Raw genomic sequence first — 24486 nt, 5'->3', positions numbered from 1 at the left:
ATTACTTGATAGTTTCGCTGTTAGACTTGAAGAAACGGACTTTTTTACCGTCTTCGAATCTAAAGCCTACACGGTCAGCCTTGCCGGTTGCCGCATTGAAGATTGCAACGTTAGAAACCTGAATTGCAGCTTCTTTTTCAACGATGCCGCCTGGTTGGTTCAGAGCCGGAACCGGCTTCTGGTGTTTCTTAACCAGGTTGATACCTTCAACAATGACCTTGCCGGAAGACAGGACATTCTTAACTTTACCGCGCTTACCTTTATCTTTACCGGTTAACACGATAACTTCGTCATCACGACGGATTTTCGCTGCCATGATTCGCTCCTTAGAGTACTTCTGGTGCCAGAGAGATAATTTTCATGAACTTCTCGGTACGAAGTTCACGAGTTACCGGCCCAAAAATACGCGTACCGATAGGCTGCTCGCTGTTATTGTTCAGAATAACGCATGCATTACCATCGAAGCGAATGACAGAACCGTCCGGGCGACGAACACCCTTCTTGGTGCGCACCACTACCGCCTTCAGCACATCACCTTTTTTGACCTTACCACGCGGAATTGCTTCTTTGATGGTGATCTTGATGATGTCGCCTACGCCTGCGTAGCGACGGTGCGAGCCACCCAGAACCTTGATACACATTACGCGACGTGCACCGGAGTTGTCGGCGACGTTCAGCATAGTCTGTTCTTGGATCATTTTAGTGCTCCGCTAATGTCAACTACTACTGAGACCCGAAAATTAGGGTCGTTAAAAAGCCCCATATCGAGGGCGCGGCATTATAACACCACAAACCAGATATGGGTAGAAAAAATAAACGGCTCATCGCTGAGCCGTTTATCCGTATCGAGAATGCGTACTCTATTACAGAACCGCTTTCTCTACAACGCGAACCAGCGTCCAGGACTTAGTCTTGGACAGCGGACGGCATTCGCGGATTTCAACCTTGTCGCCGATACCGCATTCGTTGTTCTCGTCATGTACGTGCAGTTTGGTCGTGCGTTTGATGAATTTACCGTAAACCGGGTGTTTCACCATACGTTCGATAGCAACAACAATGGATTTCTCCATTTTGTCGCTAACTACGCGACCTTGCAGAGTACGGATTTTATCGGTCATTACGCACCCGCCTTCTGAGTCAGTAAAGTCTTAACGCGTGCAACATCACGACGCACTTGCTTCAGCAGATGAGTCTGTTGCAGCTGGCCACTTGCAGCCTGCATGCGCAGGTTGAACTGCTCACGCAGCAGGTTCAGCAGCTCAGCGTTCAGCTCTTCAACGCTTTTTTCACGCAGCTCTTTTGCTTTCATTACATCACCGTCTTAGTTACAAAGGTGGTTTTGATCGGCAGTTTCGCTGCTGCCAGGCCGAATGCTTCACGGGCCAGCTCTTCCGGTACACCGTCCATTTCATACAGGACTTTACCCGGCTGAATCAAGGCAACCCAGTACTCCACGTTACCTTTACCTTTACCCATACGAACTTCCAGCGGCTTCTCGGTGATCGGTTTGTCCGGGAATACACGGATCCAGATCTTACCTTGACGCTTAACTGCACGGGTCATAGCACGACGTGCTGCTTCGATCTGACGTGCAGTCAGACGACCACGGCCAACAGCTTTCAGACCGAAAGTGCCGAAGCTAACATCCGTACCCTGCGCCAGACCACGGTTGCGGCCTTTGTGCACTTTACGGAATTTTGTACGCTTTGGTTGTAACATCAGCGACGCTCCTTATTTACGGCCTTTACGCTGCTGCTTTTTAGGTTGAGCAGCCGGTTCCGGTTGTTCAACAGCAGCCATACCACCCAGGATCTCACCTTTGAAGATCCATACCTTAACGCCGATTACACCGTAAGTGGTGTGCGCTTCAGAGGTGTTGTAGTCGATGTCAGCACGCAGAGTGTGCAGCGGTACGCGACCTTCACGGTACCATTCGGTACGTGCGATTTCCGCGCCGCCCAGACGGCCGCTAACTTCAACTTTGATACCTTTAGCGCCCAGACGCATTGCGTTCTGTACAGCACGCTTCATCGCACGACGGAACATAACGCGACGTTCCAGCTGAGAAGTGATGCTGTCAGCAACCAGTTTTGCGTCCAGTTCAGGTTTACGAACTTCGGCGATATTGATCTGTGCAGGTACGCCAGCGATATCCGCTACGACCTTGCGCAGTTTTTCTACGTCTTCGCCTTTCTTACCGATAACGATACCCGGGCGAGCGGTGTGAATGGTCACACGGATGCTCTTAGCCGGACGCTCGATAACGATGCGAGATACAGACGCTTTAGCCAGTTCTTTAGTCAGGAACTGACGTACTTTAAAATCGCTGTCCAGGTTGTCAGCGAATTCTTTGGTGTTCGCGAACCAGGTAGAGTTCCATGGTTTGACAATACCCAGGCGAATACCATTAGGATGTACTTTCTGACCCATTGCTAGTCTCCAGAGTCTCAGCGATCGGACACAACCACAGTGATGTGGCTGGTGCGCTTCAGGATGCGATCTGCACGACCTTTAGCACGCGGCATAATGCGCTTCATGCTCGGGCCTTCGTCTACGAAAATTTTCGCAACTTTCAGATCATCAATGTCAGCGCCATCGTTGTGTTCAGCGTTAGCAATGGCAGATTCCAGTACCTTCTTGACCAGTACAGCAGCTTTTTTGTTGGTGTAGGTCAGAATATCCAGGGCCTGCGACACTTTCTTACCGCGAATCAGGTCAGCTACAAGGCGAACCTTCTGAGCAGAAGAACGAGCATGGCGATGTTGAGCTAAAGTTTCCATCTCTTCCTCCTACCTTATTTCTTCTTCGCTTTTTTATCAGCAGCGTGGCCGCGATAAGTACGAGTCGGTGCGAATTCACCCAGTTTGTGACCGACCATTTCGTCGGAAACAAATACTGGAACGTGCTGACGACCATTATGGACAGCGATGGTCAAACCGATCATGTTAGGAAAGATCGTTGAACGACGGGACCAAGTGCGCAGGGGCTTCTTGTCTCCGCTTTCCACCGCTTTCTCTACCTTCTTCAGCAAGTGCAGGTCAATAAAAGGACCTTTCTTGAGAGAACGTGGCATGGCTTATCCTCTAAAATTATTTGCTACGGCGACGTACGATGAATTTATCAGTACGCTTGTTGCTGCGGGTCTTCTTACCTTTGGTCTGCAGGCCCCACGGGGATACCGGGTGCTTACCAAAGTTACGACCTTCACCACCACCATGTGGGTGGTCTACTGGGTTCATCGCAGTACCGCGAACGGTAGGACGAACACCACGCCAGCGTGCAGCACCTGCTTTACCCAGAACGCGCAGCATATGCTCAGCATTGCCAACTTCGCCCAGAGTCGCGCGGCAGTCTGCTTCGACTTTACGCATTTCACCAGAACGCAGACGCAGGGTGACATAAGCACCGTCACGAGCAACGATCTGAACGTAAGTACCAGCGGAACGAGCCAGCTGACCGCCTTTACCTGGTTTCATTTCTACGTTATGAACGGTAGAACCAACCGGGATATTGCGCATCGGCAGGGTGTTGCCTGCTTTGATTGCAGCATCAACGCCAGACTGAATCTGGTCGCCAGCTTTCAGGCCTTTCGGGGCCAGGATGTAACGGCGCTCGCCGTCTTTGTACAGAACCAGCGCGATGTTCGCGGAGCGGTTCGGATCGTACTCAAGACGTTCAACAACTGCCGGGATACCATCTTTGTTGCGTTTGAAGTCAACAATACGGTAAGCCTGCTTGTGGCCACCACCGATATGACGGGTGGTGATACGGCCATTGTTGTTACGACCACCGGATTTGCTGTTTTTTTCCAGCAACGGAGCAAAAGGTTTGCCCTTGTGCAGCTCTGGGTTAACCACTTTAACGACGTGGCGACGACCCGGAGATGTCGGTTTACATTTAACAACTGCCATTGTATTACTCCTCCGACTTACTCAGCGCCGCCAACGAAGTCCAGATTCTGGCCTTCTTTCAGGGTGACGTAAGCTTTTTTCCAGTCGCTACGACGACCGATACGCTGTCCGTGACGTTTAACTTTCCCTTTAACAACCAGGGTGTTAACGACTTCGACTTCGACTTCAAACAGTTTCTGCACAGCAGCTTTGATTTCTGCTTTGGTCGCGTCTTTAGCAACTTTGAGAACGATGGTGTTTGTTTTTTCCATCGCAGTAGACGCTTTTTCAGAAACGTGCGGTGCGCGCAGCACCTTCAGCAGACGTTCTTCACGAATCATGCCAGCATCTCCTCAACTTGCTTAACAGCATCAGCAGTCATTACGACTTTGTCGAAGGCGATCAGGCTAACCGGGTCGATACCGTTCGCATCACGTACGTCAACCTTATGCAGGTTACGTGCGGCCAGGAACAGGTTCTCGTCCAGCTCACCGGTGATGATCAGCACATCTTCCAGAGCCATGTCTTTCAGTTTCTGTGCCAGCAGCTTAGTTTTCGGCGCTTCAACAGAGAACTTCTCGACAACGATCAGACGATCCTGACGTACCAGTTCGGACAGAATGCTTTTCAGCGCGCCGCGGTACATCTTCTTGTTAACTTTTTGACTGTGGTCCTGCGGACGAGCAGCGAAGGTCACGCCACCGGAACGCCAGATCGGGCTCTTGATAGAACCAGAACGCGCACGGCCGGTACCTTTCTGGCGCCACGGTTTTTTACCGGAGCCAGTGATTTCAGCACGAGTCTTCTGAGCACGAGTGCCCTGACGCGCACCGGCTGCATAAGCAACAACAACCTGGTGAACCAGCGCTTCGTTGAAATCACGACCGAAGGTAGTTTCGGAAACAGTCAGCGCGCTCTGCGCGTCTTTCAATACTAATTCCATTGCTATCTCCTCACGCCTTCACAGCTGGTTTAACGATCAGGTCGCTACCGGTCGCACCCGGGACAGCACCTTTAACCAGCAGCAGGTTGCGCTCAGCGTCAACACGTACTACGTCCAGGCTCTGAACGGTTACACGCTCATTACCCAGCTGACCTGCCATTTTCTTGCCTTTGAACACTTTGCCCGGAGTCTGGTTCTGACCGATAGAACCCGGAACGCGGTGGGACAAGGAGTTACCGTGAGTAGCGTCCTGGGTACGGAAGTTCCAGCGCTTAACGGTACCAGCAAAACCTTTACCTTTAGAGGTACCGGTTACGTCAACTTTTTTAACGTCAGCAAACAGTTCAACGCTAATGTTCTGACCTACGGTGAATTCTTCGCCGTCAGCCAGACGGAATTCCCACAGACCACGGCCAGCTTCAACGCCAGCTTTAGCGAAGTGACCCGCTTCCGGCTTGGTTACACGGTTAGCTTTTTTAGCACCGGTGGTAACCTGGATTGCGCGGTAGCCATCGTTAGCCAGGTCTTTAACCTGAGTAACACGGTTTGCTTCAACTTCGATTACGGTTACTGGGATAGAAACGCCATCTTCAGTGAAGATGCGGGTCATGCCCACTTTTTTACCGACTAAACCAATCATTGTTTCAACCTCTCAATCGCTCGATGACCTGATTAACCCAGGCTGATCTGCACGTCTACACCGGCAGCCAGATCCAGACGCATCAGAGCATCAACGGTTTTTTCAGTTGGCTCAACGATGTCAACCAGACGCTTGTGAGTGCGAATTTCGTACTGGTCACGCGCGTCTTTGTTGACGTGCGGGGAGATCAGAACGGTAAAGCGCTCTTTGCGGGTCGGCAGCGGGATCGGACCACGGACTTGCGCACCAGTGCGCTTAGCAGTCTCGACGATTTCCGCGGTTGATTGATCGATCAGACGATGATCAAACGCTTTCAGGCGGATACGGATTCTTTGGTTCTGCATGAGACCAGAGCTCCAATTATTTTATAGACGAAATGATTACTCCTCATACCCATTACGATTGATGGGAGAGTGTAACCGTTCTTACATAGTCCCCCGATTGGGGACATTGTTTGATAACCCAAATGCGATTACCAGGGTTCATATTGAACCGGCCGTCAACTTTGACAGGCCCGCGCATTATACGCAAATTCTGGCGCGACGCAAGTGCTGTTTAGAAAATCATCACCAGGATTTGCGCGCCTTCGCGTTAGCGCGCTGTACGGGGCTGCAATGCGGAGTAAGAGCGCGGATTGTGGGATCCATTCCCGGAAAATGCCTTTTGTGCTGAACGGGAGAGGATGAGCATAGTGACGCAATGTTCATCGATCATTGCGGGGTCAACTATGCTCGCCGCCCTCCCCTTCTTGCTGTGCTATAGCGGTTTGACCGTGGCATTATGCCACCAGGATCTGCGCCACGGTCTGTTGCCCGACCGTTACACCTGTCCCCTGCTGTGGAGTGGTTTACTTTTTTATCTCTGTCTGGCGCCGCACCAGCTGCATGATGCCGTCTGGGGGGCGATAGCGGGCTATCTCTCTTTGGCTGCGATTTACTGGCTATACCGCGGTATCCGCGGCTATGAAGGGTTGGGTTATGGAGATATAAAATATCTTGCCGCCCTCGGCGCCTGGCATGGCTGGCGATTGCTGCCGCAGTTGGTCCTGGTTGCCTCGCTACTCGCCGGCATAGCGTGGGCAGGAGCAGGTTTATACGCCAGTTGCGGCAGGAAGAGCAAATGGGGAAGAAGCAACCCGCTGCCGTTTGGGCCATTCCTGGCGGCCGCGGGTTTTTGGTGCGGGTGGCAGACGCTGGCTAGTCTGACACTTTGATCTGCGACTGCAGGTAATTTTGCAGACCGATTTTGCCAATCAAATCGAGTTCGGTTTCCAGCCAGTCGATATGGCCTTCTTCATCCGCCAGGATCTCAATCATCATATCGCGGCTGACGTAGTCATGGACGCTGTCGGCATAGGCAATAGCCTCACGCAAATTTTGCGCCCCTTCCAGCTCCAGCCTCAAATCGGACCGCAGCATTTCTTCCACATCTTCACCGATGCCAAGTTTGCCGAGATCCTGCAGATTAGGGATACCTTCGAGAAAAAGAATACGCTCGATATACTTATCGGCGTGCTTCATTTCGTCGATGGATTCGTGGTACTCAATATCGTTGAGGCGCATCAGGCCCCAATTTTTAAACATTCTCGCATGAAGAAAGTACTGATTAATTGCGACTAGCTCATTTCCCAATAATTTATTGAGATAACTTATGATTTTGACATCACCTTTCATTATATAGTCCCTCCGCTTCCACTCATTGAAGCGTAGTCCGGCCTATAGGGATGTCAAAAGAGAAGCGTGGACTTCAGGCGATTTCTTTGAATTCCGGCATGGTGGTTAATTCATCTTCCATCACTTCACGCGCGGCACGAACACACTTACCGCATTGATTTCCCACGGGAACAAACTTACGTAATTGCTGAAAAGATTGCGGTTGAAACTGGCGCACAACCTGACGAATTTTTTTATCGCTGACGCCATTGCACAAACAAACGTACATAGAAACTCCCGTTCAATTTATGCACAAATATTAAATGAGAATGGTTATGATTACAATAGACCATTTGCTCATTATCCGCCGCAACGCACGATATGAATAGCCAGCAAAAATCCGTTTTTCGCTGAATGACAGACAGCAAAAAGGGCGCCGAAGCGCCCTTTTTAATTCAAAGCTAACGAATTAGCCCAGAACTTTAGCTACAACGCCCGCGCCAACGGTACGGCCGCCTTCACGGATTGCGAAACGCAGACCGTCGTCCATCGCGATCGGGTGGATCAGGGTAACAACCATTTTGATGTTGTCGCCCGGCATTACCATCTCTACGCCTTCCGGCAGTTCGATGGTGCCAGTCACGTCAGTAGTACGGAAGTAGAACTGCGGACGGTAGCCTTTGAAGAACGGAGTGTGACGGCCGCCTTCATCTTTGGACAGGATGTACACTTCAGATTCGAACTTGGTGTGCGGGTTGATGGTGCCCGGCTTAGCCAGTACCTGACCACGTTCGATTTCTTCACGTTTGATACCACGCAGCAGAACACCTACGTTCTCACCAGCACGGCCTTCGTCCAGCAGTTTGCGGAACATTTCAACGCCAGTACAGGTGGTTTTCGCGGTTTCTTTGATACCAACGATTTCAACTTCTTCACCTACTTTGATGATACCGCGCTCTACACGACCGGTAACAACGGTACCACGACCAGAGATGGAGAATACGTCTTCGATCGGCAGCAGGAACGGCTTGTCAATCGCACGCTCTGGTTCCGGGATATAGGTATCCAGGTGGCCAGCCAGTTCGATGATTTTCGCTTCCCACTCTGCGTCGCCTTCCAGCGCTTTCAGAGCAGAACCACGAACGATCGGGGTGTCGTCGCCCGGGAAATCGTACTGAGACAGCAGTTCACGAACTTCCATCTCAACCAGTTCCAGCAGCTCTTCGTCATCAACCATGTCGCATTTGTTCAGGAACACGATGATGTACGGAACGCCTACCTGACGACCCAGCAGGATGTGCTCACGAGTCTGCGGCATCGGGCCGTCAGTCGCAGCAACAACCAGGATCGCGCCGTCCATCTGCGCAGCACCGGTGATCATGTTTTTAACATAGTCGGCGTGGCCCGGGCAGTCTACGTGCGCGTAGTGGCGAGTCGGGGTGTCGTATTCAACGTGAGAGGTGTTGATGGTGATACCACGAGCTTTTTCTTCCGGCGCGTTATCGATCTGGTCGAATGCGCGAGCGGAACCACCGTAGGTTTTAGCCAGAACGGTAGTGATGGCAGCAGTCAGGGTAGTTTTACCATGGTCAACGTGGCCGATAGTACCAACGTTGACGTGCGGTTTTGTACGTTCAAATTTTTCTTTAGACACGGCTATATTCCTTACTATAGTGCTCTCCCCTTCGGAGAGAGCACGGGACTTAGGTTTTAATCCTGTGGATTATTTACCACGGGCTTCAATAACGGCCTGAGCAACGTTGTTCGGCGCATCATCATACTTCAGGAATTCCATGGTGTATGATGCACGACCTTTGGTCAGAGAACGCAGCTGAGTTGCATAACCGAACATTTCGGACAGCGGTACTTCAGCGTGGATCTTAACGCCGGTTACTTCGGATTCCTGACCGCGCAGCATACCGCGACGACGGCTCAAGTCACCGATAACGTCACCAGTGTTCTCTTCCGGAGTTTCTACTTCAACCTTCATGATCGGCTCAAGCAGAACTGGTTTTGCTTTCTTAAAGCCTTCTTTAAAGGCAATAGACGCAGCCAGTTTAAACGCCAGCTCAGAGGAGTCAACGTCGTGGTAAGAACCGAAGTGCAGACGGATACCCATATCAACTACCGGGTAACCTGCCAGCGGACCAGCTTTCAGCTGTTCCTGGATGCCTTTATCAACGGCCGGGATGTATTCGCCAGGAATTACACCACCTTTGATGTCGTTGATGAACTCGTAACCTTTCGGGTTAGAGCCCGGCTCCAGCGGGTACATGTCGATCACAACGTGACCGTACTGACCACGACCACCAGACTGCTTGGCGTGTTTACCTTCGATATCGGTAACTTTCGCGCGAATCGCTTCACGGTAAGCAACCTGAGGTTTACCGACGTTCGCTTCAACGTTGAATTCACGCTTCATACGGTCAACGATGATGTCGAGGTGCAGCTCACCCATACCGGCGATAATGGTCTGGTTAGACTCTTCGTCAGTCCATACGCGGAAAGACGGGTCTTCTTTAGCCAGACGACCCAGAGCCAGACCCATTTTTTCCTGGTCAGCTTTGGTTTTCGGCTCAACGGCGATGGAGATTACCGGCTCAGGGAATTCCATACGCTCCAGAATGATCGGCGCATCCGGGTCACACAGGGTGTCACCAGTAGTTACGTCTTTCAGACCGATAGCAGCAGCGATATCGCCCGCGCGAACTTCTTTGATCTCTTCACGTTTGTTAGCGTGCATCTGAACGATACGACCGAAACGCTCACGTGCAGCTTTCACGGAGTTCAGTACGGTATCACCAGAGTTAACCACACCGGAGTACACGCGGAAGAAGGTCAGGTTACCCACGAACGGGTCGGTAGCGATTTTGAACGCCAGTGCAGAGAACGGCTCGTCGTCGCTTGCGTGACGCTCAGCCGGGGTATCTTTACCGTCGTCCAGGATACCGTTGATCGCAGGTACGTCAACCGGGGATGGCAGGTAATCAATTACCGCATCCAGCATCGCCTGAACGCCTTTGTTCTTGAACGCAGAACCACAGGTTACCAGGATGATTTCGTTGTTCAGAACGCGCTGACGCAGAGCTTTTTTGATCTCTTCTTCAGTCAGTTCTTCACCACCCAGGTATTTTTCCATCAGCTCTTCAGAAGCTTCAGCTGCGGATTCGATCAGGTTCTGGTGCCATTCATCAGCCAGGTCCTGCATGTCAGCCGGGATATCTTCGTATTCGAAGGTTACCCCCTGGTCTGCATCGTTCCAGTTGATGGCTTTCATTTTCACCAGGTCAACAACGCCGGTGAAACCTTCTTCAGCACCAATTGCCAGCTGCAGCGGAACCGGGTTCGCGCCCAGACGGGTTTTGATCTGACCAACAACTTTCAGGAAGTTAGCGCCCATGCGGTCCATTTTGTTAACGAACGCGATGCGCGGAACTTTATATTTGTTTGCCTGACGCCATACGGTTTCAGACTGCGGCTGAACACCACCAACTGCGCAGTAAACCATTACCGCACCATCAAGAACACGCATGGAACGTTCTACTTCGATAGTGAAGTCAACGTGCCCCGGGGTGTCGATGATGTTTACGCGGTGCGGTTCATACTGTTTGGCCATACCAGACCAGAATGCAGTAGTCGCAGCGGAAGTGATGGTGATACCACGTTCCTGCTCCTGCTCCATCCAGTCCATGGTAGCGGCGCCGTCATGAACTTCACCGATTTTGTGGTTTACACCGGTGTAGAACAGAATACGTTCGGTAGTAGTGGTTTTACCGGCGTCGATGTGCGCACTGATACCGATGTTACGGTAGCGTGCGATGGGTGTTGTACGAGCCATTTGATTCCTCGTTTATTTCTTTAGGCGTTCAGTTAAGTTATCCAGAGCGGGCGACTCATCTGAAGCGCCCGCCTGGTGACTATGACTCCGAAGGGATTACCAACGGTAGTGAGCGAACGCCTTGTTGGCTTCGGCCATACGGTGAACGTCTTCACGTTTCTTAACTGCAGTACCTTTGTTGTCTGCAGCATCAGTGAGTTCGTTCGCCAGGCGCAGAGCCATGGATTTATCACCGCGTTTACGAGCAGCTTCAACGATCCAACGCATTGCCAGGGCATTACGACGGACCGGACGAACTTCAACTGGAACCTGATAAGTAGAACCACCTACGCGGCGGGACTTAACTTCGACAGTCGGGCGCACGTTTTCGAGCGCAACTTCGAAGGCTTCCAGTTCAGATTTACCAGAACGCTGAGCCAGGGTCTCCAGCGCGCTGTATACGATAGTTTCTGCAGTAGATTTTTTACCATCTACCATCAGGATATTGACAAATTTAGCCAGCAGTTCTGATCCGAACTTCGGATCCGGCAGAATTTTACGCTGACCAATGACGCGACGACGTGGCATGGAAATACTCCGTTGTTAATTCAGGATTGTCCAAAACTCTAAGAGTTTAGTATGACATTAAGATAAATCAGTTTGGCCTTACTTAACGGAGAACCATTAAGCCTTAGGACGCTTCACGCCGTACTTGGAGCGAGCCTGCTTACGGTCTTTAACGCCGGAGCAGTCAAGCGCACCACGAACGGTGTGGTAACGAACACCCGGAAGGTCTTTAACACGACCGCCACGGATCAGGATCACGGAGTGCTCCTGCAGGTTGTGACCTTCACCACCGATGTAGGAGGTGACTTCGAAACCGTTAGTCAGACGCACACGGCAAACTTTACGCAGTGCGGAGTTCGGTTTCTTAGGAGTGGTGGTATATACGCGAGTACATACGCCACGTTTCTGCGGGCAGGCTTCCAGCGCTGGCACGTTGCTCTTTGCAACTTTGCGCGCGCGTGGTTTGCGTACCAGCTGGTTAATTGTTGCCATTAAATAGCTCCTGGTTTTAGCTTTTGCTTCGTAAACACGTAATAAATCGCCTCATATATTATGAGGACGCAGAATTTTAGGGCGGTGCCGAAAAGGTGTCAAGAAATATACAACGATCCCGCCATCACCAGGCCAACTGACCGGCATGTTTGACTGTGAGTCTGACGAAATCAGTATAGCTAACCCTGCCGACACTGTCCGCAATTTGACCAGCCAGCCCGCGGGCGTCAACGTCGTCTTGCAGCACGTATAGGGTTATGGGGGCGGATTGCAGGATCTCAAGGAAGCGACCATCGGCGATGGCCGCGGTGACGCCGTCAGACAGTAGTACCAGATCGTCGCCGTGCTCCATCAAACGAAGCATCGCTGCGATGTCGGCATGCCAGGGGGAAACACTGAGCGTATGGAGCATGGGGGCCTCAGAAACGCAAAATCACATCATATTCATGCAGACGGGCGCGCAGGGCATCCGGCGCCAGGCATTCGACATCCACCACCCACGGGGTCGCGGGATCCAGGCCGCGCTCTCGCGCTGAGTCGGCGCACAGCCAGCACTGGTCGATATCATATAGCGACAGCAATTTAAAGGTAGCGATGTAGTCGCGGGCCAGCACAGCGCCAGGCCGCTGTTCGGGTAAGAGCTGAAACACGCCGTCGCCCACAAAAAACACGCCAATATCGTCGGTGAGCGCGGAGGTTGCTAATAAGGCATCGAGGCCTTCCCTGCCGGCGGCGCTGCCGTGCGGCGCAGAGGAAAATACAAAAGCCACACGTTTCATCAGAACTGCACCATCCGATCGCAAGTAAGCGCCGCTTCCGCTAGCGCGCCGAGCCCGCTCAAGGTAAAACCCGGCTGCAAATTGTGGCCAGGCAGAGCGAGCTGTTGCGCTTCGCGTTCGTCCGTTACGCCACGACGCAGGGCGGCCGCCACGCAGATATGCAGCGCGACGCCGTGCTCATCGTGGAGGGATTGCCACCCGCGCACCAGATCGAACTCATCGCTGGCGGGCGCCGTCAACTGGTTAGCGTTAAGCACGCCTTCGCGATAGAAAAAAACGCACGCCAGCTCATGGCCTTCCTGCAGCACGGCCTGGGCAAATTGCCAGGCGCTGCTCGCCTGCTGCGTGCCATAGGCTGGGCCGGTCACCGTGAGGGCAAAACGCATTACTTATCCAGCCCCTGGAAATCGCCGCTTTTGAACTGGCGAATATAGAGGTAGACGGTGTGCTTGGAGATGTTCAGACGATCGGCTACCTGGTTAATAGCGTCTTTAATATCGAAGATCCCTTTCTCGTAGAGATTCAGCACGATTTGACGGTTTTTCGCATTGTTAGACACGCTGCGATCGGCATTCACCTCTTCAATGGTGAACTCCAGCGTCTGGGCGACCAGATCGTCTACCGAAGAAGCAAAGTTCACCGGCGAGTTCACTTCAGGCGTTTCTGGCGGAATAAAGGTGCTCATGATCTGGGAAAACGGCACATCCAGATTCATGTTGATACACAGCAGACCAATCACCCGGTGATCGCGGTTGCGAATGGCAATCGTCACCGACTTCATCAGTACGCCGCTTTTAGCGCGGGTAAAGTAGCATTTGGAAACGCTGCTATCGGCGCCCGTCATATCGTGCAGCATGCGCAGCGCAAGATCGGTAATCGGTGAACCAATTTGGCGGCCGGTATGTTCACCATTGGCGATACGGATGGCAGAGCATTTCAGATCCTGCAAAGAATGCAGCACGATTTCACAGTGCGAACCGATGAGCATCGCCAACCCGTCCACTACCGCTTCATAAGATTTGAGAATATCGAAATCGGTCTGGTCAAAGGGACGTTGATCCAGCAGGTCAAGCTCGCTGGTTTCATTGGTTAAAAGCGACCTGGACATGAAAAAAAGCACTCCTTTTCAGGAGCCTGTCGTTATTGTCAGGGCAGGCTCATCATCATTATTAAGCTATCTAAAGTAATACAGCGCCTGAGGATCTTTCCAGTTTTAATTATATCTGCGCTCAATAAAAAAGCCGCCGCCTCTGACGAGACGGCGGCCTGAACCTGATTACTTCTTAGCGTCAGCTTTCGCGTCCGCGGCTTTCGCATCGCCTGCGGCTTCCGGCTGTGCATCTGCCTTCGGCGCCGGTTTGATATCCAGCAGTTCTACATCAAAGACCAGCGTAGAGTTGGCCGGGATGCCCGGGACGCCAGTTTTACCGTAGGCCAGGTCCGGCGGAATAACCAGCTTGATTTTGCCGCCTTTCTTGATGTTCTTCAGGCCTTCAGTCCAGCCCGGGATCACACCGTCGAGACGGAAAGAGAGCGGCTCGCCGCGAGTATAAGAGTTATCAAACTCTTTACCGTCGATCAGGGTACCTTTGTAGTTTACCACCACGGTATCGCTATCTTTCGGCGCATCGCCAGCGCCTTCTTTCTCGACTTTATACAGCAGGCCAGTTTTTGAGGTTTTCACGCCCTTCTCTTTGGCAAAGTTGTCACGGAAAGCTTTGCCTTTGGCTTCGTTCTCAGTGGCGTCTTTTTCCATTTTCTGCTGAGCCGCGGTCTTCACGCGCGTTTCAAAGGCCTGCAGAGTCTGTTCGATCTCCTGGTCGGACAGTTTGCTCTTATCGGCAAACGCGTCCTGTACGCCGGCGATCAGCTGGGATTTATCCAGCTTAATGCCCAGCTTCTCTTGTTCTTTCAGGGAGTTTTCCATGTAACGCCCCAGGGACGCGCCCAGCGCATAGGCCGATTTCTGATCGTCATTTTTAAATGCCGATTTACTCTCAGCCGCCGGGGCTGCCTTCGTTGCCGTATCTGCAGCGAAGGTCAGCGGTGCATTCAGGGCGACGGCCATTGTGGTCGCCAGCAGCGTTACTTTAAACAGTGATTTCATCCATTTCTCCAGGGCCGGGGCCTCTCGCCCCAGGGTTATCGTAAAAAGCAAAAAACGTACTATAGAACGTTGCCGTTAAAATCTACATACGGACGTTCCTGAATATCGTCTCTTTTAGGACTATTTTTGTATGAATAAGTTTCCTGTACGGCGCAGCGATGCTGCGCGCCAGGGGAAACTTAAGTAGAATCCGCCCGCAGGATCAGACTAAAGAGGTTACCCATGCACGATAGCACATTAGAAACGCGCCTTGCGGAGCTGGAAAGCCGGCTGGCGTTTCAGGAAATCACCATCGAAGACCTCAACAAAACCGTGACCGCCCACGAGATCGAGATGGCGAAGATGCGGGAGCATATGCGTCTGATGATCGAGAAGCTGAAGGCGACCCAACCCTCCCATATCGCCTCCCAGGCGGAAGAGACGCCACCGCCGCACTATTGAGGCGTAAAAAAAGCGGGTTTCCCCGCTTTTTTGTCGTCTTCGTGCCGAAGCGCAAAGATTAGTGGCAGCCGCAGCCACCGTGGCCGCCGCAGCCGCCTTTACCATGGTCGTGACCATGATCGTGGCCGTGGCCGCCGCAGCAACCGTCATGACCATGGTCATGATCGTGATCGTGGCCATGCGCGCCGTGCACGTGACCGTGCTCCAGCTCTTCCGCAGTCGCTTCGCGGATGGCGACGACTTCCACATTAAACTTCAGGTTCTGGCCAGCCAGCATGTGGTTGCCATCAACCACAACGTGGTCGTCTTCAACTTCAGTGATTTCTACTGGTACCGGACCCTGATCGGTTTCAGCCAGGAAGCGCATGCCAACCTGCAGTTCATCAACGCCCATGAAGACGTCTTTTGGTACACGCTGCACCAGGTTTTCGTCATACTGACCGTAAGCGTCGTTAGCGCCGACGGCAACGTCAAATTTGTCGCCCACTTCGTGGCCATCCAGCGCGTTTTCCAGGCCGGAAATCAGGGAGCCGTGACCGTGCAGGTAATCCAGCGGCGCGCTTACCGGAGACTCATCAACCAACACACCGTCTTCTGTACGTACCTGATAGGCCAGGCTGACCACCAGGTCTTTTGCTACTTTCATGATATCTCCTGAGATGGGAAGAATAGTGGCGCAGATTGTAGCGGAATTCTGCTGCCGTGTACCCTTTAGCTTAAAAAAAGCCGACGGATAACGCTAGTCGGGATGAAAAATGCCAATCACCTGCTCCTCTTTGCGTACATGCTCACGGGCCTCTTTATCTGCCTCACGCATCTGATGACCGCATTTAACGCACTCAACAACATCGACATTATTCTCACGCCACATTGCCAGCGAATCCTGCGCCTGGCACGCCGGACATTTCGCCCCGGCAATAAAACGTTTACGCACTGCCATAAGATTTACCTTTATTCAAACTCGTCCCAGCCGTCCAGTTGCCGGCTCTCTTTCTGCATTTCGCGCTGGAAAATCTCTTCCAGTTCGCGCCGGGCCTCCCGCACGCGTGATATCTGTACCGTATCAGTATGCACTGGCATTAGCTCGCGCAGCATTCGCATATCGAGGCGTCGGAAGTGCAGCTGCGCGCGCTGGGCCTGGTGAGGATGCATCCCGAGGGTGATGAGCGCTTTGCGCCCCAGTTCCAACGCACTGGAGAAAGTTTCACGAGAAAACTGCGTCACGCCGGCCTGCAGCAGCTCATGCGCCTCAACGCGCCCGCGAGCGCGGGCCAGAATATGCAGATGTGGAAAGTGTTGTTGACACATTTCCACCAGCCGCATGGTATCTTCTGGCTCATTACAGGTGATGACGATCGACTGCGCCTCTTCCGCTCCCGCCGAGCGCAGCAGCTCCAGCTGGGTGGCATCGCCAAAATAGACTTTATAGCCATAGTTGCGCATCAGATTTACCGCGCTGATGTCCCGCTCCAGTACCGTAATACGCATCTTATTGGCCATCAGCAGGCGACCAATGACCTGACCAAAGCGACCAAACCCGACAATAATCACCTGCGGCTTGTCATCCTCCACCCACGGCGCCTCACCGGTATCGTCCGCCGGGTTCAGCCGTCGCGACAATAGCTTATCTATCCCCTTCATCAGCAGCGGCGTCGTCATCATCGACAACGTTACCGCCACCAGCAGCAGCGCCATCTGGTCGTGCTGAAACAACCGCTGAGAGGCGGGCAGCGAAAAGAGGACAAACGCGAACTCGCCGCCCTGGCTTAATACGCCCGCGAACTGCATCCGCTCGGAACTTCGCAGGCCATAGAGACGGGCCAGCAGATAGAGCACCAGCATTTTTACCGCCACCAGCACCGCCACGCTCACCGCCACCCACAGCAGATGGGTATACAGTACGCCAAGGTTCAGCGCCATGCCGACGGAAATAAAGAACAACCCGAGCAGCAGCCCCTTGAACGGATCGATAGCGATCTCCAGTTCGTGGCGATACTCACTTTCCGCCAGCAGCACGCCGGCAATAAAGGTGCCCAGCGCCATCGACAGCCCCAGCGCCTCCATAAACAGGGCAGATCCGAGGACCAACAGCAGCGTGGCGGCAGTGAACACCTCCCTGACCCCCGAGCTGGCGATAAAACGGAACACCGGCCGCAGCAGATAGCGTCCGCCAATCAGCATCCCGGCAAAGGCCAGGACCTTCATGCCGACCGTCAACCAGTTCACATGCTCATCCGCTGAACCGGCCAGCAGGGGCACCAGCGCCAGCGCCGGGATCACCGCCAGATCCTGAAACAGCAGCACCGAAAAGCCTAGCTGTCCCGCTTCGCTGCGGCTCATTCCCTTCTCACGCATCAGCTGCAGCGCCATGGCGGTGGAAGACATCGCCAGGCCGATCCCGCCGACCACCGCCGCCTGCCATGAAAACCCGGTCGTCATCAACAACCCACCGAGGATCGCCGCGCTGAGCATCACCTGCGCCGCGCCAACGCCGAAGATGGAGCTCCGCAGTCGCCATAGCTTGGCGGGATTGAGCTCCAGGCCGATGATAAACATCAGAAACACTACGCCGAGCTCAGAGAAATGGAGAATTTCATCCACATCGCTGATAAACCCGAGCCCCCACGGACCAATGGCGATCCCGGCCAGCAGATAGCCCAGCACCGCGCCAATCCCCAGTCTTGAAGCCAGAGGGACGGCGATGACGGCCGCGAACAAAAACAACACCCCCGCCAGCAGCAAATCAGATCCCGCCATGGACACCTCCGGCGGCGATGGGGTTGGCCAACCAGTCCCGGTAGGCCAGGGCGCGGCTGCGCAGCTCCTCTGGCTGCTGCCTCCGGGCCCAGTAGACGATAATGGGGCTCATCCAGTGCATACGGCACATGCCGGCGGTCAGTTCAAAAGGACGTAAAATATCGTTCATCGGATAGCGATTAGCATCGCGACGGTAGGCGCTCTCAGGCTCGCCGGTAGTGATCACGCTGCGCCAGTACTTTCCCGCCAGTTCGTTCCCTCCGGTGCCGCTGGCGAAGCCGCGGCTTAACACACGATCCAGCCACTCCTTAAGCAGCGCCGGACAGCTCCAGGTATATAAAGGGTGCTGGAAAACAATCACCTCATGCTGGCGCAGCAGGTCCTGTTCGTAAGCAATATCGATAAAAAAATCCGGATAGTGCGCGTAGAGATCGTGCACGGTGACGTTCGGCAACTGTAAGGCCGGCTCTAATAAAACCCGGTTGGCCACGGAATCCTGAGATTCTGGGTGGGCATACAGCAGCAACACTTTCGCTGTCTGAGACATCATTCCCCTCCCGTAGGTCTTCTGGCGGCCTGCACAGCCCCGGCGTTTTGACACAGCCAGAATGACTTTGTGTATCGTCTTCGTTTTGGGCTACCATGGCGGCCCGGTGAAGCGATTCGCTTCCACACTACATTATCATAATGACAAATTAACATAGTCTGAACATACGGCGCCTTATGATTGTTTTCTCCTCGTTACAAATTCGTCGCGGCGTACGCGTCCTGCTGGACAACGCCACCGCTACCATCAATCCTGGCCAAAAGGTCGGTCTGGTGGGGAAAAACGGCTGCGGGAAATCGACGCTGCTATCGCTTTTGAAAAACGAGATAAGCGCTGACGGCGGCAGTATGACCTTTCCCGGCAACTGGCAGCTGGCCTGGGTGAATCAGGAAACCCCGGCGCTACCGCAGCCGGCAATCGATTATGTCATTGACGGCGATCGAGAATATCGCCAGCTGGAGGCCGCGCTCCAGCAGGCTAACGAACGCAACGACGGTCATGCTATCGCCACCGTCCACGGTAAGCTGGACGCCATCGACGCCTGGACGATCCGTTCGCGCGCCGCCAGCCTGCTGCACGGTCTGGGGTTCAGCAATGAACAGCTTGAGCGGCCGGTCAGCGATTTTTCCGGCGGCTGGCGTATGCGCCTTAACCTCGCCCAGGCGCTGATCTGCCGCTCCGATCTGCTGCTGCTCGATGAACCGACTAACCACCTCGATCTCGATGCGGTGATCTGGCTGGAGAAGTGGCTGAAGGGCTATACGGGAACGCTGATCCTCATCTCCCACGATCGCGATTTTCTCGATCCTATCGTCGACAAAATTATCCATATCGAACAGCAGACAATGTTTGAGTACACCGGCAACTACAGTTCGTTTGAAGTGCAGCGCGCCACCCGCCTCGCTCAGCAGCAGGCGATGTACGAAAGCCAGCAGCAGCGCGTCGCGCACCTGCAAAGCTATATCGATCGCTTCCGTGCCAAAGCCACCAAGGCCAAGCAGGCGCAAAGCCGGATCAAAATGCTGGAGCGGATGGAGCTTATCGCTCCGGCGCACGTGGATAACCCGTTCCACTTCAGCTTCCGCCAGCCGGAGAGCTTGCCTAACCCGCTGCTGAAGATGGAGAAAGTCAGCGCCGGCTACGGCGAGCGTATTATTCTCGACTCCATCAAGCTTAACCTGGTGCCGGGCTCGCGTATCGGCCTGCTGGGCCGCAACGGCGCCGGGAAGTCGACGCTGATTAAGCTCCTGGCAGGCGAGCTCCAGCCCGTAAGCGGCGAGATCGGCCTCGCGAAAGGCATCAAGCTCGGCTACTTCGCCCAGCATCAGCTGGAATTCCTGCGCGCCGATGAGTCGCCGCTGCAGCACCTGGCGCGTCTGGCGCCGCAGGAGCTGGAGCAGAAGCTGCGTGATTATCTCGGCGGCTTTGGTTTCCAGGGCGATAAGGTGAGCGAAGAAACCCGCCGCTTCTCCGGTGGAGAAAAGGCGCGCCTGGTACTGGCCCTGATCGTCTGGCAGCGCCCTAACCTGCTGCTGCTCGATGAACCGACCAACCACCTTGACCTCGATATGCGTCAGGCCTTAACCGAAGCGCTGATCGACTTTGAAGGGGCGCTGGTGGTCGTATCGCACGATCGGCACCTGATCCGTTCCACCACTGACGATCTGTACCTCGTCCACGATGGTAAAGTCGAGCCGTTCGACGGCGATCTGGAAGATTATCAGCAGTGGCTCAGCGACTCGCAAAAACAGGAGTCCCAGAGCGGCGAGGCGCCAAAAGAGAGCGGCAATAGCGCCCAGGCGCGCAAAGACCAGAAGCGTCGGGAAGCGGAGCTGCGCAGCCAGACCCAACCGCTGCGCAAAGAGATCGCCCGTCTGGAAAAAGAGATGGACAAGCTCAACGCGCAGTTGGCCAGTGCGGAAGAAAAACTTGGCGACAGTGAGCTTTATGACGCCTCACGTAAAGCCGAGCTGACCGAATGCCTGCAGCAACAGGCTAGCGCGAAGTCCGGGCTGGAGGAGTGCGAGATGGCCTGGCTGGAGGCCCAGGAGCAGCTGGAGCGCATGCTTCAGGAAGGCTAAACTCTTCCTCTTCATCCTGCCTGCGCGTACGCTGCCGCTGGCAGGGTGGGTTTCTGCCCTCTTCATGGCCTGGCCATCAGCGACATCAATGATTTGTTTTTGCTGTAAGCTGGCGTCACTGGCCGCAAGACCACATATTGGCTAACCCCCTGCATGCCCTGCGCGGTATAGTCATCATCACGTTTATTAATTGTTCTGGTGCTATGGTTGAAATCATCCCCACAGACATGGCGCCCCCCGAAAACGATTCGCGTGAGTTCCATCCGATGCGCGGCGTGGGCAATCGTCATCTGCAAACCATGCTGCCGCGGCTGATTCGCCGTAAATTGCGCTTTACCCCGCACTGGCAGCGCCTTGAGCTGCCGGACGGCGATTTTGTCGATCTGGCCTGGAGCGAAGACCCGCACCAGGCGCGCCATAAGCCGCGCCTCGTCGTTTTTCACGGCCTGGAAGGCAGTCTGCACAGCCCGTACGCCCATGGTCTGATCCACGCGGCGATGCAGCGCGGCTGGCTGGGCGTGGTGATGCATTTCCGCGGCTGCAGCGGCGAACCTAACCGCAATCACCGCATCTATCACTCCGGCGAAACGGAAGATGGCACCTGGTTTTTGCACTGGCTGAAGCGCGAGTTTGGTCCCGCGCCGACCGCGGCCGTCGGCTATTCGCTGGGCGGCAATATGCTGGGCTGCCTGCTGGCAGAGGAAGGCGACCGCTGCCCGCTGGATGCGGCGGTGATCGTCTCCGCGCCTTTCATGCTCGAAGCCTGCAGCTATCATATGGATAAGGGCTTCTCGCGAGTTTATCAGCGCTATCTGCTCAATCTGTTAAAAGCCAACGCTTCACGCAAGCTGAAAGCGTACCCGGGCTCGCTGCCCGTCGATTTACGCCAGCTCAAAGGGATGCGCCGCATCCGGGAATTTGACGATATGATCACCGCCAAAATCCATGGCTTTGCCGATGCGCTGGATTATTACCGGCAATGCAGCGCCATGCCGCGGCTCAGCGATATCACTAAGCCGACGCTCATCATTCACGCGAAAGACGATCCGTTTATGGATCACCACTCGATTCCGCCGCAGGAGCAACTGCCCGCGAACGTAGAGTATCAATTGACCGAGCAAGGCGGCCACGTTGGCTTTGTCAGCGGCACTCTGCGTAAACCGGAGATGTGGCTGGAAAGACGCATTCCTGACTGGTTAAACCGCTGGCTGGAGGTTCCCGTATGATTATTCCCTGGCAGGATCTGGATCCCGAAACGCTGGATAACCTGATTGAAAGCTTTGTGTTACGTGAAGGCACCGATTATGGTGAATATGAACGTTCACTTGCCGATAAAGTCGCCGATGTAAAACAGCAGCTGAAACGCGGAGAGGCGGTCCTTGTGTGGTCGGAACTGCATGAGACGGTCAATATTATGCCGCGCGCGCTGTTTAACGGCTAAGGCGACGCCACTACATCGTTTAACCAGGGAGTTGTTATGTCTGCCAAACATCCGGTGATCGCCGTCACGGGCTCCAGCGGCGCGGGCACTACCACCACCAGCCTTGCCTTTCGCAAAATCTTCGCGCAGCTAAACCTGCACGCCGCGGAGGTGGAAGGCGATAGCTTTCATCGCTACACCCGCCCGGAAATGGACATGGCGATCCGTAAGGCGCGGGATCAGGGTAAACATATCAGCTACTTTGGCCCGGAGGCGAACGACTTCGGCCTGCTGGAGCAGACCTTTGTCGACTATGGTCGCCACGGCAAAGGTCAGTCGCGGAAATATCTCCACACCTATGACGAAGCCGTGCCGTGGAATCAGGTGCCGGGGACCTTTACCCCCTGGCAGCCGCTGCCGGAGCCGACAGACGTGCTGTTCTATGAGGGGCTGCACGGCGGGGTTGTCACGCCGCAGCATGATGTCGCCAGCCATGTCGACCTGCTGGTCGGGGTGGTGCCTATCGTTAACCTCGAGTGGATCCAAAAGCTTATTCGCGACACCAGCGAACGCGGCCACTCCCGGGAGGCGGTGATGGACTCGGTCGTCCGCTCGATGGAAGATTACATCAACTTCATTACCCCGCAATTTTCCCGCACCCATATCAACTTTCAGCGCGTGCCGACGGTGGACACCTCCAACCCGTTTGCCGCCAAAGCGATCCCCTCGCTGGACGAGAGCTTTGTGGTGATTCATTTCCGCAATCTGCAGAATATCGATTTCCCCTGGCTGTTGGCGATGCTGCAGGGCTCGTTTATCTCGCACATGAACACCCTGGTGGTGCCGGGCGGTAAAATGGGGCTGGCGATGGAGCTTATCATGACGCCGCTGGTCGAGCGCCTGATGGAAGGCCGTAAGATAGGCTAACCAAAAAACCCCGGCCTGGCCGGGGTTGAGATTCGATACAACGGCAGGCGAAGACTACGCCTCGATCACTTCATAGGAGTGGGTGATGTTCACCGCTTTTTCCAGCATCAGCGCCACCGAGCAGTATTTCTCTGCCGACAGGTCCACCGCCCGGGAGACCGCGGCATCTTTCAGCGCCTTGCCGGTGACGATAAAATGCAGATTAATATGCGTGAACAGACGCGGAGCCTCTTCGCGACGCTCGGAGGTCAGCTTCACTTCGCAATTGGTCACGTCGTGACGACCTTTTTGCAGAATGGAGACCACATCGATCGCACTGCAACCGCCCGCCGCCATCAGCACCATCTCCATCGGGCTGGGAGCCTTATCCCCGGAGTTGCCATCCATCAGAATCTGGTGTCCCGATGCGGACTCCCCGATAAAGGTTAACCCTTCTACCCATTTCACACGCGCTTGCATAAAATTTAACTCCAGTATCGCAATATTCCTGTCAGATTACGCGCACATAACAATTCTCGCAACGGAAGGCGACCTGCGTCATGCTGAAGCGAGACACCAGGAGACATGCGGCGAAAGCTATGCTAAAACAGTCTGGATGCTACAGTAATACAATGATGTACTGCATGTATGCAGAGGAGTTCACATTACGGGCTGTCGAAAAATCATCAGCCAGCTTCCCAGGTATAGGGAAACAATACGATTGCATGCCCGGACGCCGTGTAGTGTCGGCGCCCGGAGATAGCTTATAACAGAGGATAACCGCGCATGGTGCTTGGCAAACCGCAAACAGACCCTACCCTTGAATGGTTCTTGTCTCATTGCCACATTCATAAGTACCCATCAAAGAGCACGCTGATCCACCAGGGTGAAAAAGCAGAAACGCTGTACTACATCGTTAAAGGCTCCGTGGCTGTACTCATCAAGGATGAAGAAGGTAAAGAGATGATCCTCTCCTACCTCAACCAGGGCGATTTCATCGGTGAATTAGGCCTGTTTGAAGAGGGTCAGGAACGTAGCGCCTGGGTACGGGCGAAAACCGCATGTGAAGTGGCCGAAATCTCTTATAAGAAATTCCGTCAGCTGATCCAGGTGAACCCGGACATTCTGATGCGTCTCTCTTCGCAAATGGCTCGCCGTCTGCAGGTCACGTCTGAGAAAGTGGGCAACCTGGCCTTCCTCGACGTGACGGGCCGTATCGCCCAGACGCTGCTGAACCTGGCGAAGCAACCGGATGCCATGACCCACCCGGACGGTATGCAAATTAAAATTACCCGCCAGGAAATTGGTCAGATCGTCGGCTGCTCTCGTGAAACCGTTGGTCGTATTTTGAAAATGCTGGAAGATCAGAACCTGATTTCCGCGCACGGTAAAACCATCGTCGTCTACGGCACCCGTTAAGTTGCTAAGCGGCGTATTGCTCCCGCAG

General features: G+C 54.1%; 36 protein-coding genes. 7 read left to right on the top strand and 29 right to left on the bottom strand.

Annotation, left to right across the window (positions count from 1 at the left end; genetic code table 11):
- Window position 1 precedes the first annotated feature (1 nt).
- From rplX to rpsJ, 13 genes are all read right to left on the bottom strand, one after another.
- A complete protein-coding gene (gene rplX, locus LPQ25_RS02060; RefSeq protein ID WP_000729185.1) occupies window positions 2-316 on the bottom strand; it encodes a 50S ribosomal protein L24 in 315 nt (104 codons plus the stop codon).
- A 10-nt stretch (window positions 317-326) separates the two neighbouring features.
- Window positions 327-698: a 50S ribosomal protein L14 gene (rplN, locus tag LPQ25_RS02055; RefSeq protein ID WP_002919748.1), complete on the bottom strand. Its 372-nt coding sequence runs from the start codon at window positions 696-698 to the stop codon at window positions 327-329.
- A 165-nt stretch (window positions 699-863) separates the two neighbouring features.
- Window positions 864-1118, bottom strand: a complete 255-nt coding sequence (rpsQ, locus tag LPQ25_RS02050) for a 30S ribosomal protein S17 (protein WP_002919751.1) — start codon at window positions 1116-1118, stop codon at window positions 864-866.
- Window positions 1118-1309, bottom strand: a complete 192-nt coding sequence (gene rpmC, locus LPQ25_RS02045; RefSeq protein ID WP_002919754.1) for a 50S ribosomal protein L29 — start codon at window positions 1307-1309, stop codon at window positions 1118-1120. The genes rpsQ and rpmC overlap by 1 nt, the downstream gene beginning before the upstream one ends.
- A complete protein-coding gene (gene rplP, locus LPQ25_RS02040) occupies window positions 1309-1719 on the bottom strand; it encodes a 50S ribosomal protein L16 (protein WP_002919759.1) in 411 nt (136 codons plus the stop codon). Before rplP ends, rpmC begins: the two co-directional genes overlap by 1 nt.
- Before the next feature lie 12 nt (window positions 1720-1731).
- The gene (rpsC, locus tag LPQ25_RS02035) at window positions 1732-2430 is read right to left on the bottom strand and encodes a 30S ribosomal protein S3 (RefSeq protein WP_002919766.1); all 699 of its coding nucleotides are present in this window, start codon (window positions 2428-2430) and stop codon (window positions 1732-1734) included.
- A 17-nt stretch (window positions 2431-2447) separates the two neighbouring features.
- Window positions 2448-2780 (bottom strand): 50S ribosomal protein L22, encoded by a 333-nt coding sequence (gene rplV, locus LPQ25_RS02030; protein ID WP_002919773.1) that lies wholly within the window; start codon window positions 2778-2780, stop codon window positions 2448-2450.
- 14 nt (window positions 2781-2794) lie between these two features.
- Complete coding sequence (gene rpsS / locus LPQ25_RS02025; protein WP_001138115.1) at window positions 2795-3073, bottom strand: 30S ribosomal protein S19; 279 nt, start codon at window positions 3071-3073, stop codon at window positions 2795-2797.
- Between the two features lie 16 nt (window positions 3074-3089).
- On the bottom strand, window positions 3090-3911 hold the full coding sequence (gene rplB / locus LPQ25_RS02020) for a 50S ribosomal protein L2 (protein WP_002919786.1): 822 nt from the start codon (window positions 3909-3911) through the stop codon (window positions 3090-3092).
- Between the two features lie 17 nt (window positions 3912-3928).
- Window positions 3929-4231: a 50S ribosomal protein L23 gene (gene rplW / locus LPQ25_RS02015; protein WP_000617546.1), complete on the bottom strand. Its 303-nt coding sequence runs from the start codon at window positions 4229-4231 to the stop codon at window positions 3929-3931.
- Window positions 4228-4833 carry a 50S ribosomal protein L4 gene (gene rplD, locus LPQ25_RS02010; protein WP_002919794.1) on the bottom strand — a complete coding sequence of 202 codons (606 nt, stop codon included), beginning with the start codon at window positions 4831-4833 and terminating at the stop codon, window positions 4228-4230. Before rplD ends, rplW begins: the two co-directional genes overlap by 4 nt.
- Window positions 4834-4843: 10 nt before the next feature.
- Complete coding sequence (gene rplC, locus LPQ25_RS02005) at window positions 4844-5473, bottom strand: 50S ribosomal protein L3 (protein ID WP_002919796.1); 630 nt, start codon at window positions 5471-5473, stop codon at window positions 4844-4846.
- 32 nt (window positions 5474-5505) lie between these two features.
- Window positions 5506-5817, bottom strand: a complete 312-nt coding sequence (rpsJ, locus tag LPQ25_RS02000) for a 30S ribosomal protein S10 (RefSeq protein WP_001181005.1) — start codon at window positions 5815-5817, stop codon at window positions 5506-5508.
- Between the two features lie 383 nt (window positions 5818-6200).
- Between rpsJ and LPQ25_RS01995 the strand changes: the two genes are divergently transcribed.
- Window positions 6201-6686 carry a prepilin peptidase gene (locus LPQ25_RS01995; protein WP_004212528.1) on the top strand — a complete coding sequence of 162 codons (486 nt, stop codon included), beginning with the start codon at window positions 6201-6203 and terminating at the stop codon, window positions 6684-6686.
- Here LPQ25_RS01995 and bfr read toward each other — a convergent pair.
- From bfr to fkpA, 11 genes are all read right to left on the bottom strand, one after another.
- Window positions 6670-7146 carry a bacterioferritin gene (gene bfr, locus LPQ25_RS01990; protein ID WP_002919971.1) on the bottom strand — a complete coding sequence of 159 codons (477 nt, stop codon included), beginning with the start codon at window positions 7144-7146 and terminating at the stop codon, window positions 6670-6672. The genes LPQ25_RS01995 and bfr overlap by 17 nt on opposite strands.
- A 73-nt stretch (window positions 7147-7219) precedes the next feature.
- On the bottom strand, window positions 7220-7414 hold the full coding sequence (gene bfd / locus LPQ25_RS01985; RefSeq protein WP_004152415.1) for a bacterioferritin-associated ferredoxin: 195 nt from the start codon (window positions 7412-7414) through the stop codon (window positions 7220-7222).
- 180 nt (window positions 7415-7594) lie between these two features.
- Complete coding sequence (tuf, locus tag LPQ25_RS01980) at window positions 7595-8779, bottom strand: elongation factor Tu (protein ID WP_004174069.1); 1185 nt, start codon at window positions 8777-8779, stop codon at window positions 7595-7597.
- 69 nt (window positions 8780-8848) lie between these two features.
- A complete protein-coding gene (gene fusA, locus LPQ25_RS01975; protein WP_002920103.1) occupies window positions 8849-10963 on the bottom strand; it encodes an elongation factor G in 2115 nt (704 codons plus the stop codon).
- Window positions 10964-11059: 96 nt separating this feature from the next.
- The gene (gene rpsG / locus LPQ25_RS01970; protein ID WP_002920113.1) at window positions 11060-11530 is read right to left on the bottom strand and encodes a 30S ribosomal protein S7; all 471 of its coding nucleotides are present in this window, start codon (window positions 11528-11530) and stop codon (window positions 11060-11062) included.
- A gap of 96 nt (window positions 11531-11626) precedes the next feature.
- Complete coding sequence (rpsL, locus tag LPQ25_RS01965) at window positions 11627-12001, bottom strand: 30S ribosomal protein S12 (RefSeq protein ID WP_002920115.1); 375 nt, start codon at window positions 11999-12001, stop codon at window positions 11627-11629.
- A 124-nt stretch (window positions 12002-12125) separates the two neighbouring features.
- Entirely contained in the window at window positions 12126-12413 is a 288-nt protein-coding gene (tusB, locus tag LPQ25_RS01960) for a sulfurtransferase complex subunit TusB (RefSeq protein ID WP_002920119.1), read from the bottom strand.
- Between the two features lie 7 nt (window positions 12414-12420).
- Window positions 12421-12780, bottom strand: a complete 360-nt coding sequence (tusC, locus tag LPQ25_RS01955; protein ID WP_004889490.1) for a sulfurtransferase complex subunit TusC — start codon at window positions 12778-12780, stop codon at window positions 12421-12423.
- On the bottom strand, window positions 12780-13166 hold the full coding sequence (gene tusD, locus LPQ25_RS01950) for a sulfurtransferase complex subunit TusD (RefSeq protein WP_002920128.1): 387 nt from the start codon (window positions 13164-13166) through the stop codon (window positions 12780-12782). The genes tusC and tusD overlap by 1 nt, the downstream gene beginning before the upstream one ends.
- Window positions 13166-13888, bottom strand: a complete 723-nt coding sequence (locus LPQ25_RS01945; RefSeq protein WP_002920130.1) for a helix-turn-helix transcriptional regulator — start codon at window positions 13886-13888, stop codon at window positions 13166-13168. Before LPQ25_RS01945 ends, tusD begins: the two co-directional genes overlap by 1 nt.
- Window positions 13889-14056: 168 nt before the next feature.
- On the bottom strand, window positions 14057-14887 hold the full coding sequence (fkpA, locus tag LPQ25_RS01940; RefSeq protein WP_004150030.1) for an FKBP-type peptidyl-prolyl cis-trans isomerase: 831 nt from the start codon (window positions 14885-14887) through the stop codon (window positions 14057-14059).
- Window positions 14888-15109: 222 nt separating this feature from the next.
- On the opposite strand from fkpA, the gene LPQ25_RS01935 reads away from it, so the two are divergent.
- Window positions 15110-15328 (top strand): protein SlyX, encoded by a 219-nt coding sequence (locus LPQ25_RS01935; protein WP_002920136.1) that lies wholly within the window; start codon window positions 15110-15112, stop codon window positions 15326-15328.
- Between the two features lie 58 nt (window positions 15329-15386).
- Here the strand turns inward: LPQ25_RS01935 and slyD are convergent, their stop codons facing one another.
- From slyD to kefG, 4 genes are all read right to left on the bottom strand, one after another.
- On the bottom strand, window positions 15387-15974 hold the full coding sequence (gene slyD / locus LPQ25_RS01930) for a peptidylprolyl isomerase (RefSeq protein ID WP_002920140.1): 588 nt from the start codon (window positions 15972-15974) through the stop codon (window positions 15387-15389).
- A gap of 93 nt (window positions 15975-16067) precedes the next feature.
- Window positions 16068-16268 carry a YheV family putative zinc ribbon protein gene (locus LPQ25_RS01925; protein ID WP_002920143.1) on the bottom strand — a complete coding sequence of 67 codons (201 nt, stop codon included), beginning with the start codon at window positions 16266-16268 and terminating at the stop codon, window positions 16068-16070.
- A gap of 11 nt (window positions 16269-16279) precedes the next feature.
- Window positions 16280-18085 (bottom strand): glutathione-regulated potassium-efflux system protein KefB, encoded by a 1806-nt coding sequence (kefB, locus tag LPQ25_RS01920; protein WP_004150031.1) that lies wholly within the window; start codon window positions 18083-18085, stop codon window positions 16280-16282.
- A complete protein-coding gene (gene kefG / locus LPQ25_RS01915; protein WP_014906847.1) occupies window positions 18072-18635 on the bottom strand; it encodes a glutathione-regulated potassium-efflux system ancillary protein KefG in 564 nt (187 codons plus the stop codon). The genes kefB and kefG overlap by 14 nt, the downstream gene beginning before the upstream one ends.
- Window positions 18636-18808: 173 nt before the next feature.
- Here kefG and LPQ25_RS01910 point away from each other — a divergent pair, with 173 nt between their 5' ends.
- The 4 genes from LPQ25_RS01910 to LPQ25_RS01895 all read left to right on the top strand — a co-directional run bounded on the left by LPQ25_RS01910 (window position 18809) and on the right by LPQ25_RS01895 (window position 23060).
- A complete protein-coding gene (locus LPQ25_RS01910) occupies window positions 18809-20713 on the top strand; it encodes an ABC transporter ATP-binding protein (RefSeq protein ID WP_004185926.1) in 1905 nt (634 codons plus the stop codon).
- A gap of 266 nt (window positions 20714-20979) precedes the next feature.
- Entirely contained in the window at window positions 20980-21939 is a 960-nt protein-coding gene (locus LPQ25_RS01905) for a hydrolase (RefSeq protein WP_173016171.1), read from the top strand.
- Window positions 21936-22154, top strand: a complete 219-nt coding sequence (locus tag LPQ25_RS01900) for a YheU family protein (protein ID WP_004174055.1) — start codon at window positions 21936-21938, stop codon at window positions 22152-22154. Before LPQ25_RS01905 ends, LPQ25_RS01900 begins: the two co-directional genes overlap by 4 nt.
- A 36-nt stretch (window positions 22155-22190) precedes the next feature.
- Window positions 22191-23060 carry a phosphoribulokinase gene (locus LPQ25_RS01895; protein WP_002920153.1) on the top strand — a complete coding sequence of 290 codons (870 nt, stop codon included), beginning with the start codon at window positions 22191-22193 and terminating at the stop codon, window positions 23058-23060.
- A 54-nt stretch (window positions 23061-23114) separates the two neighbouring features.
- Here LPQ25_RS01895 and LPQ25_RS01890 read toward each other — a convergent pair whose 3' ends face one another.
- Window positions 23115-23519, bottom strand: coding sequence for an OsmC family protein (locus LPQ25_RS01890; RefSeq protein ID WP_002920158.1), 405 nt, complete (start codon window positions 23517-23519; stop codon window positions 23115-23117).
- A 306-nt stretch (window positions 23520-23825) separates the two neighbouring features.
- Between LPQ25_RS01890 and crp the strand changes: the two genes are divergently transcribed.
- Window positions 23826-24458, top strand: coding sequence for a cAMP-activated global transcriptional regulator CRP (crp, locus tag LPQ25_RS01885; protein ID WP_000242758.1), 633 nt, complete (start codon window positions 23826-23828; stop codon window positions 24456-24458).
- The last annotated feature ends 28 nt before the right edge of the window (window positions 24459-24486 follow it).

This window comes from Klebsiella sp. KPN54798 (assembly GCF_021184225.1).
Classification (GTDB): Bacteria; Pseudomonadota; Gammaproteobacteria; order Enterobacterales; family Enterobacteriaceae; genus Klebsiella; species Klebsiella pneumoniae.
Note: the sequence above shows the minus strand (reverse complement) of the source record. Positions and strands in the feature narration are given on the sequence as shown.

Coding starts and splice junctions, on each gene's coding strand:
- rplX (WP_000729185.1), bottom strand. CDS start 316: ATGGCAGCGAAAATCCGTCGTGATGACGAAGTTATCGTGTTAACCGGT.
- rplN (WP_002919748.1), bottom strand. CDS start 698: ATGATCCAAGAACAGACTATGCTGAACGTCGCCGACAACTCCGGTGCA.
- rpsQ (WP_002919751.1), bottom strand. CDS start 1,118: ATGACCGATAAAATCCGTACTCTGCAAGGTCGCGTAGTTAGCGACAAA.
- rpmC (WP_002919754.1), bottom strand. CDS start 1,309: ATGAAAGCAAAAGAGCTGCGTGAAAAAAGCGTTGAAGAGCTGAACGCT.
- rplP (WP_002919759.1), bottom strand. CDS start 1,719: ATGTTACAACCAAAGCGTACAAAATTCCGTAAAGTGCACAAAGGCCGC.
- rpsC (WP_002919766.1), bottom strand. CDS start 2,430: ATGGGTCAGAAAGTACATCCTAATGGTATTCGCCTGGGTATTGTCAAA.
- rplV (WP_002919773.1), bottom strand. CDS start 2,780: ATGGAAACTTTAGCTCAACATCGCCATGCTCGTTCTTCTGCTCAGAAG.
- rpsS (WP_001138115.1), bottom strand. CDS start 3,073: ATGCCACGTTCTCTCAAGAAAGGTCCTTTTATTGACCTGCACTTGCTG.
- rplB (WP_002919786.1), bottom strand. CDS start 3,911: ATGGCAGTTGTTAAATGTAAACCGACATCTCCGGGTCGTCGCCACGTC.
- rplW (WP_000617546.1), bottom strand. CDS start 4,231: ATGATTCGTGAAGAACGTCTGCTGAAGGTGCTGCGCGCACCGCACGTT.
- rplD (WP_002919794.1), bottom strand. CDS start 4,833: ATGGAATTAGTATTGAAAGACGCGCAGAGCGCGCTGACTGTTTCCGAA.
- rplC (WP_002919796.1), bottom strand. CDS start 5,473: ATGATTGGTTTAGTCGGTAAAAAAGTGGGCATGACCCGCATCTTCACT.
- rpsJ (WP_001181005.1), bottom strand. CDS start 5,817: ATGCAGAACCAAAGAATCCGTATCCGCCTGAAAGCGTTTGATCATCGT.
- LPQ25_RS01995 (WP_004212528.1), top strand. CDS start 6,201: ATGCTCGCCGCCCTCCCCTTCTTGCTGTGCTATAGCGGTTTGACCGTG.
- bfr (WP_002919971.1), bottom strand. CDS start 7,146: ATGAAAGGTGATGTCAAAATCATAAGTTATCTCAATAAATTATTGGGA.
- bfd (WP_004152415.1), bottom strand. CDS start 7,414: ATGTACGTTTGTTTGTGCAATGGCGTCAGCGATAAAAAAATTCGTCAG.
- fusA (WP_002920103.1), bottom strand. CDS start 10,963: ATGGCTCGTACAACACCCATCGCACGCTACCGTAACATCGGTATCAGT.
- rpsG (WP_002920113.1), bottom strand. CDS start 11,530: ATGCCACGTCGTCGCGTCATTGGTCAGCGTAAAATTCTGCCGGATCCG.
- rpsL (WP_002920115.1), bottom strand. CDS start 12,001: ATGGCAACAATTAACCAGCTGGTACGCAAACCACGCGCGCGCAAAGTT.
- tusB (WP_002920119.1), bottom strand. CDS start 12,413: ATGCTCCATACGCTCAGTGTTTCCCCCTGGCATGCCGACATCGCAGCG.
- tusC (WP_004889490.1), bottom strand. CDS start 12,780: ATGAAACGTGTGGCTTTTGTATTTTCCTCTGCGCCGCACGGCAGCGCC.
- tusD (WP_002920128.1), bottom strand. CDS start 13,166: ATGCGTTTTGCCCTCACGGTGACCGGCCCAGCCTATGGCACGCAGCAG.
- LPQ25_RS01945 (WP_002920130.1), bottom strand. CDS start 13,888: ATGTCCAGGTCGCTTTTAACCAATGAAACCAGCGAGCTTGACCTGCTG.
- fkpA (WP_004150030.1), bottom strand. CDS start 14,887: ATGAAATCACTGTTTAAAGTAACGCTGCTGGCGACCACAATGGCCGTC.
- LPQ25_RS01935 (WP_002920136.1), top strand. CDS start 15,110: ATGCACGATAGCACATTAGAAACGCGCCTTGCGGAGCTGGAAAGCCGG.
- slyD (WP_002920140.1), bottom strand. CDS start 15,974: ATGAAAGTAGCAAAAGACCTGGTGGTCAGCCTGGCCTATCAGGTACGT.
- LPQ25_RS01925 (WP_002920143.1), bottom strand. CDS start 16,268: ATGGCAGTGCGTAAACGTTTTATTGCCGGGGCGAAATGTCCGGCGTGC.
- kefB (WP_004150031.1), bottom strand. CDS start 18,085: ATGGCGGGATCTGATTTGCTGCTGGCGGGGGTGTTGTTTTTGTTCGCG.
- kefG (WP_014906847.1), bottom strand. CDS start 18,635: ATGATGTCTCAGACAGCGAAAGTGTTGCTGCTGTATGCCCACCCAGAA.
- LPQ25_RS01910 (WP_004185926.1), top strand. CDS start 18,809: ATGATTGTTTTCTCCTCGTTACAAATTCGTCGCGGCGTACGCGTCCTG.
- LPQ25_RS01905 (WP_173016171.1), top strand. CDS start 20,980: ATGCGCGGCGTGGGCAATCGTCATCTGCAAACCATGCTGCCGCGGCTG.
- LPQ25_RS01900 (WP_004174055.1), top strand. CDS start 21,936: ATGATTATTCCCTGGCAGGATCTGGATCCCGAAACGCTGGATAACCTG.
- LPQ25_RS01895 (WP_002920153.1), top strand. CDS start 22,191: ATGTCTGCCAAACATCCGGTGATCGCCGTCACGGGCTCCAGCGGCGCG.
- LPQ25_RS01890 (WP_002920158.1), bottom strand. CDS start 23,519: ATGCAAGCGCGTGTGAAATGGGTAGAAGGGTTAACCTTTATCGGGGAG.
- crp (WP_000242758.1), top strand. CDS start 23,826: ATGGTGCTTGGCAAACCGCAAACAGACCCTACCCTTGAATGGTTCTTG.